The organism is Streptomyces botrytidirepellens (assembly GCF_003721215.1).
Classification (GTDB): Bacteria; Actinomycetota; Actinomycetes; order Streptomycetales; family Streptomycetaceae; genus Streptomyces; species Streptomyces himastatinicus.
Window position 1 is genome coordinate 1 of sequence record NZ_RIBZ01000776.1, and the last position, 11,806, is coordinate 11,806.

Below are 11,806 nucleotides of genomic sequence, written 5' to 3' on the forward strand. Positions count from 1 at the left end.
CTCGGTCGCGGGGGCCACCGCCCCCGCGACCGAGGTGTGGCGGGTCAGTAGCGGGACCCCACCGGGTCCGGTACGGCGTCCAGCTCCGCCAGGTCCGCCTCGCTCAGACGGATCGCGGCGGCGTCCGCGTTCTCCTTCAGATAGCGGGAGTTCTTGGTGCCGGGGATCGGCACGACGTGCTCCCCCTGGGCGAGCGTCCAGGCGATCGCCACCTGGGCGGGGGTGGCGCCGTGCCGGGTGGCGACGGTGCGGACGACGTCGACGATGCGGGCGTTGGCCGCCAGCGCCTCGTCCTGGAACCGCGCGTTGGTCTTGCGGAAGTCGCTCTCCTCGAACTGGTCGGGGCTGACGTACGCGCCGCTGAGGAAGCCCCGGCCGAGCGGGGAGAACGGGACGAACGTGACGTCGTTCTCCGCGCACCAGCCGACCAGGTTCTCCGCGCCGGGCAGCCCCTCCAGCTCCTCGCCCGGGCGGCCGAGCGGCCCGCGGGTCCACAGCGACAGCTCCGACTGGATGGCGGCGACCGGGTGCTGACGGTGGGCCTCGGCGGCCTCAGCGATGCTGACCTCCGACAGCCCGAGCCGCCGCACCGTGCCCGCGGCGACGAGGTCGGCCATGGCGCCCCAGGTGTCGGCGAGCGGCACCTCGGGGTCGACCCGGTGCAGATACAGCAGGTCGATCACGTCGGTGTCCAGACGGCGGAGGCTCGCCTCCACCGCCGCCCGCACATGCTCGGGACGGCCGTCGCGGTGCATGGCGCGGGTGGCCAGATCGTCCACCACCAGACCGCACTTGGTGGCCAGCACCACCTCGTCGCGGCGCCCGGCCAGGGCCCTGCCGAGCAGCCGCTCGTTGTGCCCGTCGCCGTACACGTCGGAGGTGTCGAGGAAGGTCACGCCGAGGTCGAGGGCCTCGGCGATGACCCGGACCGAGGTGTCGTCGTTCCGCTGCCCCTCGGCGTATCCCCAGCTCATGCCCATGCAGCCGAGGCCGATGGCACCGATGGAGGGCCCGCCCGAGCCGAGCTTGCGCTGTTCCATGTGTGTTCCCGTCTCCTTCGTTCCTGTGGTGCTGGGGCCTGTGGTGCTCAGGCCGCCTCGGTCGGGGCTGCTTCGGCCGAGGCCGTCTCGGGCCGCGCCGCGCCGACGCGGGCGAGGACCACGCGCAGGCGCGCCGGGTCCAGGCGCGGCTCGATGGCCGCAATGTGGCCGTCGGGGCGTACCACGACGGCGCGCGGACCGGTACCGAGGAACTCCTTCAGCGCGGGCCACGCCGACACGTCCCGGACCGGGTGGTGCGGGGCGAGTGCCGCGCGCAGCGCCGCGCACCGGGCCTCCCACTGCACGCCACGGGCGCCGCCCGACCAGGTCAGCACGGTGAAACGGTCGTCGGCGATGGTCGGCCACGGCCCCTGCTCGCCGTCCTCGTACCCGTCGGACACGAAGACGGGGAGGCGCTCCCCGACGCCCAGCGGCTTGCGCCGCCAGCGGATGTCGGCCTTCACATCCTCCCGATCGGAAGCGTAGTTGACGCTGAGCTGGCTCATCAGCGGGGTCACCAGCCGCTGGAACGCACCCGTCAGCCGCGCCCCGCGCACCAGGGCGTCGCGCAGCGCGACCTTCGCGGGCTGCTGCACCAGACCCCACGAGGTCTGCTTGGCGGTCACCAGGGACACCCGCTCGGCGGAGTGCCGCCGCTCGCGGTCGTACGTGTCGAGGACGCGGGCATCGACGGTGCCCCGCATCACGCCGCCCAGCTTCCAGGCGAGGTTGATCGCGTCCTGGATGCCGGTGTTCATGCCCTGCGAGCCCGCCGCGCTGAAGATGTGCGCCGCGTCGCCGACGAGGAAGCAGCGGCCCGCGCGGAACGCGGCGGCGGTCCTGCGGCGTGCCCGGAAGACGGTCGTCCATTTCAACTCGCCGAGCTTCGCCGGGAAGGGCACGACCCGGTTCAGGTTCTCCTGGAACAGCTCGCGGGGCGGCTCGTCCTCGTCGTTCCACACCGGGACGCTGCACGCCACCCGGAACGTGCCGTCGCCGAACGGCGCGAGGCCCATGGCGCCGCCCGCGTTGTAGCAGTAGATCATCTCGTCCGGGGGCAGCGGGCCGTCGAGCGGCCCGTCCCCGATGGCGAACAGCACATCGGCGCCCTGCCCCTGGAACTCGATGCCCAGCTCCTTGCGCACCGTGCTGTGCGAGCCGTCGGCGCCGATGAGCCAGGAGGCCCGCACCCGCTCCTCCGAGCCGTCCCGGCGGCGCAGCGTCGCCACCGGCCGGTCGCCGGAGTTGTCCAGCCCCACCAGGGCGGTTTCCGACTCGACCTGGCCGCCCAGCTCCACCAGCCGCTTGCGGATGACGTCCTCGGTCTTCCACTGCGGGGTGCACAGCCCGAACGGGTACGGGGTGTCGTGCAGCCGGCTCATCTCGATGGCGCCCAGCCGATTGCTGCCGGAGTAGTACGACACCGCGTCGATGTGCTTGCCGGTCTCGGCCAGTTCCTCGGCGACACCGATCCGGCGCAGCAGCTCCAGGCTGCGCGGCCACATGATGACGGCCCGGGAGTGAATGGTGGTGCTGGGCGCCGCGTCGACGATCCGCACCAGGATGTCCTGGCGCAGCAGGTCGCAGGCGATGACCATGCCGACCGGTCCCGCGCCCACCACCAGGACCGGATCGGGGCCGTTCGTGCTGTGCTGTGCGGGGGTCATTCCCCCTCCTTCCTGTCACTGCTGTCGCTGTTCGCGCTGCTCCGTGCCGGAGCGCTGCCTTGTGCCGGTGCGCCGCCCTGTGCCGGTGCGCCGTTCGCCGGGGCGCCCACGGGCCGCCTGACGACCGCGCACGACCAGGTGAATCCGGCCCCGGCGCTGAGCACCACGGCCGTCTCGCCGGGGGAGAGCCGCCACCGGCCGGGCCCGGCCAGCAGCGCGAGGTTGGCGAGGATGTCCCCCGCGCCCAGATGGCCGGTGTCGTGCCCCACGTCCCGCGCGGGCGCCGAGGTGACCAGCGCGACCGCCGGGGTGTACGCGGCGCTCAGCGCCGCATGGCCCAGCCGCGGCAGGAGCACCCCGCGCAAGGCCGGGTCGTCCGGGGACACGCCCGCGTCGTACAGGGCCGCCCGGAGCACCGAGGGGACCCGCTGCTGCACGATCTTGGCGAAGTGTTCCTTGCCGTTGTCCTCCAGGAACGCCTTCTTGGTGCGGCGGATGTCCACCACCCGGCTGTGCTCGCGCGGCGCCGGGCTGAAGGCGTCACGGCCGCGGTGCATCGTCTCCATGGCGGGCGCCGCGGCCGTGACCAGGGACAGCAGCTCAAGGGCTTGCCCCGGGTCCCGGCCGGGTGCGGCGGTGCGCAGCACGGCGGCCGTGGCGCCGTCGCCGTACCAGAGGCCGTAGTCGCCGCGCCAGCGGTCGAACCCGGGCTCGCAGAAGCGGTCGGCCGTGGTGACCAGCGCGGCGCCGGTCGCCGGGTCGGCCTGGAGCCGCGCGGCGGCGAGTTCGAGCGCGCAGGCACCGCCGTTGCACATCTGCTGCACGCCGACCGGCAGCGCGTCGAGGGTGCCCGCGCCGTGCGCGATGTAGTGGGCGGGCGACCAGAAGTCGTGCCCCTGGTGATACGTCCAGGCGTGCACCAGCAGGCCCACGTCCCGCGGGTCGTCGCCCGCCAGCTCCAGCGCGCGCCGCGCGGCGCGCACCGCCATCTCCGGCGGCGCCTCGGCCCCGGACACCGGCAGCCGCCGGTACCCGGTCGCCGCCACGTCCTCCGGTGCCAGCCGCCCGGCGCGTACGGCGTCGTCCGGGGTCTCCACGGTGGCCGGGAGCCAGGTCGTCGCGGCACTCACATACAGCGGTCGGTCGAACTTCACGGCGCGTCCTCCGGCGTGGGCCGCTGGGCGCGGGTGAGCGCGATGTCCGCCTCGGCGACGAGCTGTTCGTCCTGCTCGAAGGCGATGCTCAGCCGCAGCTCCGCTCCCTCGTCCGACTCGTGGCGGGAGGACCGGCGGGCGGTCAGCAGCAGCGGGCTGTCCAGCTCCGCGTACGTCTGGAAGGACGCGGCCAGCTCGGTCAGCGTCCACGGCTGGTCCGCGTCGCCGGCGTGCTCGGCGGCGTGGAGCAGGCCGAGCTGACGGCCCGCCTCCATCAGGACCATCCCGGGGAAGTGGTCCAGCGGGTGGTCGAACAGGCTGGGGTGCTCCCCGGCGGGGCGCAGCAGCGCGCTGACGGTGTCGGGTCCGGTCACCGCGTCGAGCAGGACCACGTTCTCCTCCCGGGTACGCCCGACCCGCCCCGGCGGCACCGGCGTTCCGGCCCGCAGGTGCCGGAAGGCGTCCGAGGTGGGCGGCGTGCTGCCGCGCCGCCGGGTGCGCATCGCCGCGTACGTACCGCCGGGCATGTAGGCCGCGCGCAGCGACACGTCGCCGAGGTACTGCCCGGCCACGGACAGCCGCATCACATACGTCGTCGCGAGGAGCGTGCCGTCCCGCCACCGGCTGTCACGCGTGGTCACGTCCATGACGAGTTCCGCGGGACCGGGGCCGATCCGGGCGGTGGCCGCGCCGGGCAGCCGCATCGACCACGACTGGAGAATGAAGACCGTGTCGCGCGGTGCTCCGAAATGCGCGTGCACGGCGTGGGTTTCCGCCTGCCGACAGCATTCGAGCAACAGCAGCGGGTCAATCGGGGAGCGGTCCGTGTGATCGGTGTAATAGGCGTGCGACGGGGGTATTTGGGCCGCTGCCACGAAATGCCCGTCCGTCACTTTCCTGCTGTCGGTGAGAAACAGCTCGGACAACGCCTCCCGGTGCACCAGGTCCTTGGGGACGGTGCGGGAGAAGTCGAGCTCCGGCACGATGACTCGTGCGTCGGCCGCCTCGGTGGCCACTGTCACGCCTGTCCCCTTTCCCTCGAGGTCGTGGAGTGTTTCGGCACGGCAACCATGCTGGCCGGACCCGCTACCGCCCCGCTCACGTTCCTCTCACGCCGCGAATGAGCGGACCGTGAGTGCCTTCTGTGCCGCACATGAGAACGCCTCAAGCGGCGGCATGCAGCATGAATTCCCGGAAACGCCGCACGAGTCGGCGAGGCGGGCCAGAAGGGAAAGCATCGATGGACTCTTTGACGGACTCTTTCCGTGCTACGGACTTCCGTGCTACGGACTCTTTCCGTACCAACGACGCATTCACGCATGCATTTCGCGCCATACGGACCGGGAGTGCCGGGTGAACCGCGCGGCGGTTCTCGCGGGGCTCGGGACCTGGCTGCCGGAGCACGTCGTCACCAATGACGAACTGGCCCGCCGGCTCGACACCTCCGACGAGTGGATCCGCACCCGGACCGGAATCCGGCAGCGCCATGTCATCGGCCCCGGGCAGTCCACCGGGGACCTCGCCGTGGAGGCCGGGCGGCGCGCGCTGAAGTCCGCCGGAACCGACCAGGCCGACATGGTCATGGTGGCCACCAGCACCCCGGACCGGCCGTGCCCGGCCACGGCCCCGGACGTGGCGAGCCGGCTCGGCCTCACCGGTGTCCCCGCCTTCGACATCGCGGCCGTGTGCACCGGCTTCGTCTACGCCCTGGGCATGGCCGCCGCCGTCATCGGATCCGGTGCCACGGGAAGCGTGCTGGTCATCGGCGCGGACACCTTCTCCACCATCCTCGACCCCGAGGACCGCACCACCCGCGCGGTGTTCGGCGACGGGGCGGGCGCCGTCCTGCTGCGCCCCGGCGACCCCGGGGAACCGGGCGCCCTCGGCGGCCTCGACCTCGGCAGCGACGGCAGCCGCAGCGAACTCATCGAGGTCCCCGCGGGCGGCTCGCGGCAGAAGGCGTCGGGCCGGTCGGCGGAGGAGACCGGGGCCTACTTCACCATGCAGGGCCGGGCCGTGTTCTCCGAGGCGGTCCGCAGGATGGCCACCTCGGTCGCAACGGCCGCCGACCGCCTCGGCTGGGCCCCCGGCGACATCGACCGCGTCGTCCTGCACCAGGCCAACGCCCGCATCCTGGCGGCCGTCGCGGACCGCATGGGGCTGCCCGCGGAGCGGTTCGTCTCCAACATCGGGCGGGTCGGCAACACCGTCGCCGCCTCCATTCCGCTCGCCCTCGCCGACGGTGTCCTCGAGGGCGCGCTGCGCCCCGGGCAGCGCGTCGTCCTCGGCGGCTTCGGCGGCGGCCTCACCTGGGGCGCGATGGGGCTGCGCTGGCCCGACATCACCCCCGTCTGACGTCACGTCAACTACCGCAATTCCCTTACCAGAGAAGGAGTATCACCATGGATGTGATCGAAGAGCGCGTCACCGGCATCCTCTCCGGACAGTTCAAGCTCAAGAAGGAGATCATCACCCCCGAGGTGACTTTCCAGAACCTGTCGTTCGACTCCCTGGTGCTCATCGAGCTGAGCCTCGTCCTGGAGAAGGAGTTCCAGGTCGTGATCGAGGAGGGCGACCTCACCGACCAGCTCACCGTGCGCGAACTGGCCGAACTGCTCACCGACAAGGGCGCGGTGGCCTGATGGCCGACGGCATAGCGGTCACCGGACTCGGGCTGGTGACACCGGCCGGATCCGGCGTCGCGGAGAACTGGGACCGGCTGCTCACCGGCCGCTCCTGCGCCACCAGGGACGCGTCCCTGGACGGCATGCCCGTCGACTTCACCGCGCGCGTCCCCGGCTTCGACGCCGGTGAACTGCTGGGCGGCTTCGCCTCCTGGCAGCTGGAGCGCTTCGTCCAGCTGGCGATCGTCGCCTCCCGCATGGCGATCGAGGACGCCGGATGGGACCGGGACAGCTGGGACGGCGCCCGGGTGGGCATCGTCCTCGGCAACTCCCTCGGCGGCGCGGCCACCTTCGAGGAGCAGTACCAGGAGCTGCGCGACGGGGGACCCGGCCGGGTCTCCCCGCTGATGATCACCAAGTACATGCCGAACATGCTCGCCGGGTACGTGGCGATCGACTGCGGAGCCACCGGCCCCGGCCTGGTGACGGCCACCGCCTGCGCCTCCGGCGCCACCGCCGTCGGCACCGCCCGCGACCTGCTGCGGTCGGGGGCGTGCGACATCGTGCTGGCCGGGGCCAGCGAGTCCGCGCTCACCCCGACCGTGATGGCGGGCCTGACCAAGATGGGCGCGCTGTCCAGGAGCCGGGACGCCCCCGAACACGCCGCCCGCCCCTTCGACGCGGAACGGGACGGGTTCGTGGCGGCGGAGGCCGCCGGGGTCCTCGTCCTCGAACGCCCCGAGGACGCCCGCGCCCGCGGCGCCACGGTGCGGGCGGTCGTACGGGGGTACGGCGCCACCTCGGACGCCCACCACGCCACCGCGCCCGACCCACAGGGGCGGGGCATCGAACGGGCGCTGCGGGACGCGCTGGCCGATGCCGACGTGTCGGCGCGGGACATCGGCCATGTCAACGCCCACGGCACGGCCACCCCCATGAACGATGTGATCGAGGGCCGGATGCTGCGCCGGGTCCTCGGCGAGGGCCCCGCCGTGACCTCCACCAAGGGCGTCACCGGCCATGCCCTCGCCGCGGCCGGGGCGATCGAGGCCGCGTACACCGTGCTGGCCGTGCAGCACGGCACCGTGCCGCCGACCGGGAACCTCAAGAACCAGGATCCGGAGATCGACCTGGACATCGTCACGGGAGAGCCGCGCCGCACCCGTATCGAGGCGGCCGCCAGCACCTCGCTCGGGTTCGGCGGCCACAACGCCGCCCTCGTCGTCACCCCCGCGTGAGCGTCGCGGGAAGGGAGGGGAAACCATGAACCGTTCGGTCTTCGTCACCGGCGGCAACCGGGGCATCGGCGCCGCCGTCGCCGCCGCCTTCGCGGCCGACGGCGACAAGGTCGCCGCCAGCCACCGCACGGGCAGCCCGCCGGACGGGGTGCTCGGTGTCCACGCGGACGTCACCGTGCCGGGACAGGTCGAGAAGGCGCTGCGCGAGGCGGAAGCGGCACACGGCCCGGTGGAGGTCGTGGTGGCCAACGCCGGGATCACCCGGGACCGGCCCGCGCTGCGGATGTCGGACGAGCAGTTCGAGGAGGTGCTCTCCACCAACCTCACGGGCGCGTTCGCGACCGTACGGGCCGCGCTGACCAGCATGCTCCCGGCCCGGCGCGGCCGGGTGGTGCTCGTCTCCTCGGCGCTCGGCTTCCTCGGCTCGCCGGGGCAGACCAACTACGCCTCGGCCAAGGCCGGGCTGGTGGGCATGGCCCGCTCCCTCGCGTGGGAGCTGGGCGACCGCGGCATCACGGTGAACGTGGTGGCGCCCGGCATCATCGAGACCGACATGACGGCACCGCTGTCCGAACGCCGCATGGAGGACCTGATGCGGATGACACCGCTCGGCCGCCCGGGCAGGGTCGAGGAGGTCGTGGCCGCCGTCCGCTTCCTGGCGAGCGAGCAGGCGAGTTACATCACCGGAGCGGTCCTGCCGGTCAGCGGAGGGATCGGCATGGGCCACTGAGCAGCGCCCCCGGGCCCGGTACGGACCGTCCGTACCGGGCCCCACCCGTCAGTCGACACCAGGAGGCGGATCGCCGTGTTCCCGAGCCCGACCACCGGCGGCTGGACGTCCGGTCTGCGCACCGCGCACCCGGCCCCGGCCGCCCGGATCGTCGTCTTCCCGCACGCGGGCGGCGACGCCCAGCGGTATCTGACGCCGCTGTCACGGCTGCCCGGCGACGTGGAACTCCTCGGCATCACCCTGCCCGGGCGCGCCGAGCGGGCCGCCGAGCCCCCGGCGGAGAGCGTGGCGGAGGTGGTCCGGGGCGTGCGCGGCGCACTGGGCGGGCTGCCGCCCCTGCCGACGGTGTTCTACGGGCACAGCATGGGCGCGCTGCTCGCCGTCGCGGTGGCGGACGCGCCGGGGGCGGCACCGCACCCGGGCGCCGTGGTGGTGAGCTGCGGACTGCCGGGGGAGCGGGCGTACCCCCACCCGGAGCGGCTGCACACCGTCGACGGGCTGGACGAGATCTTCGCGCTGCACGGGCTCCCCGCGGGCGCGCTCGACGACACCTCGCTCGACCCGCGCGCACGGGTGCTCGCCCACGACCTGGCCCTCACCGGCCGGGCGCTGCGCGCCGTACGGGACGTATGCCTCGGGGTGCCGCTCACGGCCCTCGCCGGGACGAACGACCCGCTGGTGCCGGGCGACACCCTGCCCGGGTGGGCCGCCTTCACCCGCGCCGCCCACCGCGGGCGGCGCGTGGAGGGCGGCCACTTCTTTCCCTTTTCGCCCACCGGCGCGGACGTGCTGCTGGAGGAACTCACCGCGGCACTGTGCATGGTGGGGCATGGCGCTGCGGCGCGGGCCGGTGTCACAGCCCCACGGACGGCAGTGCGGGGGTGAGGGAACCGCCCGCCACGAGGATCGACTTCTGGAGTTCCTGGAGCCGCATCGAGGGCTCCAGGCCGATCCCCTCGGCCAGGGCGGAGCGCAGCCCCTGATAGACCGACAGGGCGTCGTTGCGTCTGCCGGAGCGGTTCAGGGCGATCATCAGGCATTCGTGCAGCATCTCGTCGTACGGGTGCAGCGCCGTCAACGCGCGCAGCTCGCCGACGACTTCGTACCGCTGGAGCCGCAGGTCGAGCAGGATGCGCCGGCGCAGTACGGACTTCCGGTCCTCCTCCAGACGCAGCACGTGCGACTGGAGCACGGGCCCGGTCGGCAGGTCGGCCAGCGGCTCGTCGCGCCACAGGTCGAGGGCGCACCGCAGCAGCGCCGAGGCCTGGGCCAGATGGCCCGCCTCCTCCGCGCGGCCCGCCTCGGCCACCAGGTCCTGGTAGCGGCGCACGTCGAACTCGTCGTCGGGGACGGCCAGCCGGTATCCGGTCTGCTCGGTGACGAGGATCTGTTTGGCGAGGGCGCTCCCGGGCCCGCCGGGAAGGACCATTCCCAAGTGCTTGCGGATCTGCATGACGTAGTTCTGAAGGCTGGTGGCCGCGCTCTTGGGCGTCGCCGCGCCCCATACCTCGCGCTCCATCGCGTCGATCTGCACGACCCGCCCCCGGTTCAGCACCAGTAGGGCGAGCACCTTCCTGGCCTTCGGCGCAGCCGGCACGACTGAGCCGCCGTTCAACGTCACGCGCAGCGGCCCGAGTACGTTGGCGATCATCCGTCAGTCCCCCTCCTCGAGGGTAAACATATAGCGCCGTACATCTATGAGCGCAAGTACAAACTCAGCGTGCTCGCGGCGATGAGGGTACGTCAACTGCGAGGAAAGCGGGGCAAATGGGCGCGGCATGGGTCGCTGTCTGCTGAATTCCGGGGACGCATAGTGAGCGAGTTGGGTAAACTTTTGCCCTCCGATACAACTTTGAATCACAGTGATTGCCACTATGGCGGCGTCATTCTCACGTCATGAAGGGGGAGCGCCGTGGAGCGCAGACGACAGATGGACGACACCGCGATCGCCGTTGTCGGCATGGGGTGCCGGTTTCCCGGAGCGGCCGGTACGGATGCCTTCTGGGACCTGCTCATGGGGGGCGGCGACGCCGTGACGGGGGTCCCCGCGGACCGCTTCGACATCGGCCGCGCCTACGACCCCACGCCCGGCAGGCCGGGCAGGACCGTTTCCCGCCACGGCGGCTTCCTGGACGACGCGTTCGGCTTCGACGCCGCGTTCTTCGGCATCGCGCCCGTGGAGGCCGAGAGCATGGACCCCCAGGCGCGGCTGCTGCTGCACGTGGTGTGGGAGGCGCTGGAGGACGCGGGCCTCGTTCCCGAGCGGCTGGCCGGAAGCCGGACCGGCGTCTTCGTCGGGCAGGCCACCGCGGAGTACGCGGAGGCCGAGGACGCCCCCGCCGAGCCGGTGCTGCGGGACGCCGTGGGGGCGCGGATCAGGGCCGTCACCGCGGGGCGCGTCTCCCACGCGCTGGACCTGCGCGGCCCCAGCGTCGTGATCGACACCGCGTGCTCGTCCTCCCTGGTCGCCGTGCACGCGGCGCGGCAGAGCCTGCTGACCGGGGAGAGCGACCTCGCCATCGCCGCTGGGGCCAACATCATCCTGTCGCCGCAGGACGCCGTCGCCTACTCCGAGGGCGGCATGCTCTCGCCCTCGGGGCGCTGCCGGTTCGGCGACGCCACGGCCGACGGCTTCGTACGGAGCGAGGGCGTCGGCACCGTCGTCCTCAAGCGGCTGGACGACGCGGTCCGCGACGGCGACCCGGTGGGGGCCGTCCTGCTCGGCTCCGCGGTCACCTGCGACGGCAGGGCCAGCGGGCTGCTGATGCAGCCGTCCGTGGACGGACAGGCCACGATGGTGCACGAGGCGTGCCGGAGCGCCGGAATCCGGCCGGACCAGCTCGACTACGTCGAAGCGCACGGCACCGGAACGCCCGTCGGCGACGGGGTCGAACTGCGCGCCCTCGCCGAGGCCACGGGCCCCGGGCGGGCCCGGGACCGTCCCCTGCTCACCGGCTCGGTCAAGACCAACATCGGCCACGCGGAGGCGGCCGCGGGCATCGCCGGGCTGATCAAGACGGTGCTGATGGTCCGGCACGGCGTCATCCCGGCCTCCCTCCACCTGGAGCGGCGCCACCCGCTGCTGGACGGCGAGGCGTCCGCCGTCGACATCGTCACCGCCGCCCGGCAGCTGCCCAAGGCGGGTCCGGTGGCGCTCGCGGGCGTCAGCTCCTTCGGACTGTCCGGCACCAACGCCCATGTGGTGGTCGGCGAGTACGTCCCACCGACGGCCCCGCGGCCCGCGCCCACCCTGGCCACGGGCGTGTCCGCCGCCCCGGCTGTGGGTGTGCCCGCGTCCACCCCGGCTGCGGGCCTGCCCGCCGCCGCCCCGGCTACGGGCGTGCCTGCCGCCA

General features: G+C 73.2%; 11 protein-coding genes. 6 read left to right on the plus strand and 5 right to left on the minus strand.

The features are described 5' to 3' along the window. Positions 1 to 44: 44 nt before the first annotated feature. The 4 genes from EEJ42_RS39535 to EEJ42_RS39550 are packed head-to-tail and all read right to left on the minus strand — an operon-like array spanning position 45 to position 4,883. The gene (locus EEJ42_RS39535; protein ID WP_123106985.1) at positions 45 to 1,040 is read right to left on the minus strand and encodes an aldo/keto reductase; all 996 of its coding nucleotides are present in this window, start codon (positions 1,038 to 1,040) and stop codon (positions 45 to 47) included. A gap of 47 nt (positions 1,041 to 1,087) precedes the next feature. Beyond that, positions 1,088 to 2,707 carry an FAD-dependent monooxygenase gene (locus EEJ42_RS39540; RefSeq protein WP_123106986.1) on the minus strand — a complete coding sequence of 540 codons (1,620 nt, stop codon included), beginning with the start codon at positions 2,705 to 2,707 and terminating at the stop codon, positions 1,088 to 1,090. After that, entirely contained in the window at positions 2,704 to 3,861 is a 1,158-nt protein-coding gene (locus EEJ42_RS39545; protein WP_123106987.1) for a ketoacyl-ACP synthase III family protein, read from the minus strand. The genes EEJ42_RS39540 and EEJ42_RS39545 overlap by 4 nt, the downstream gene beginning before the upstream one ends. Further along, a complete protein-coding gene (locus tag EEJ42_RS39550) occupies positions 3,858 to 4,883 on the minus strand; it encodes a ScbA/BarX family gamma-butyrolactone biosynthesis protein (RefSeq protein ID WP_123106988.1) in 1,026 nt (341 codons plus the stop codon). The genes EEJ42_RS39545 and EEJ42_RS39550 overlap by 4 nt, the downstream gene beginning before the upstream one ends. Positions 4,884 to 5,214: 331 nt before the next feature. Between EEJ42_RS39550 and EEJ42_RS39555 the strand changes: the two genes are divergently transcribed. The 5 genes from EEJ42_RS39555 (at position 5,215) to EEJ42_RS39575 (ending at position 9,338) form a co-directional block, all read left to right on the plus strand. Next, a complete protein-coding gene (locus EEJ42_RS39555; protein WP_123106989.1) occupies positions 5,215 to 6,216 on the plus strand; it encodes a beta-ketoacyl-ACP synthase III in 1,002 nt (333 codons plus the stop codon). A 47-nt stretch (positions 6,217 to 6,263) separates the two neighbouring features. Beyond that, entirely contained in the window at positions 6,264 to 6,503 is a 240-nt protein-coding gene (locus tag EEJ42_RS39560) for an acyl carrier protein (protein ID WP_039939835.1), read from the plus strand. Next, positions 6,503 to 7,723, plus strand: coding sequence for a beta-ketoacyl-[acyl-carrier-protein] synthase family protein (locus EEJ42_RS39565; RefSeq protein ID WP_123106990.1), 1,221 nt, complete (start codon positions 6,503 to 6,505; stop codon positions 7,721 to 7,723). Before EEJ42_RS39560 ends, EEJ42_RS39565 begins: the two co-directional genes overlap by 1 nt. A gap of 25 nt (positions 7,724 to 7,748) precedes the next feature. Next, complete coding sequence (gene fabG / locus EEJ42_RS39570; protein ID WP_009720020.1) at positions 7,749 to 8,453, plus strand: 3-oxoacyl-ACP reductase FabG; 705 nt, start codon at positions 7,749 to 7,751, stop codon at positions 8,451 to 8,453. A gap of 75 nt (positions 8,454 to 8,528) precedes the next feature. Then, positions 8,529 to 9,338, plus strand: coding sequence for a thioesterase II family protein (locus EEJ42_RS39575; RefSeq protein ID WP_123106991.1), 810 nt, complete (start codon positions 8,529 to 8,531; stop codon positions 9,336 to 9,338). On the opposite strand, the gene EEJ42_RS39580 is transcribed toward EEJ42_RS39575, so the two are convergent. Next, entirely contained in the window at positions 9,307 to 10,104 is a 798-nt protein-coding gene (locus EEJ42_RS39580) for an AfsR/SARP family transcriptional regulator (protein ID WP_123106992.1), read from the minus strand. The two genes, EEJ42_RS39575 and EEJ42_RS39580, sit on opposite strands and share 32 nt — an antisense overlap. A gap of 261 nt (positions 10,105 to 10,365) precedes the next feature. Between EEJ42_RS39580 and EEJ42_RS39585 the strand changes: the two genes are divergently transcribed. Continuing rightward, a partial coding sequence (locus EEJ42_RS39585) for a beta-ketoacyl [acyl carrier protein] synthase domain-containing protein (RefSeq protein WP_148082186.1) occupies positions 10,366 to 11,806 on the plus strand: 1,441 nt, incomplete at its 3' end.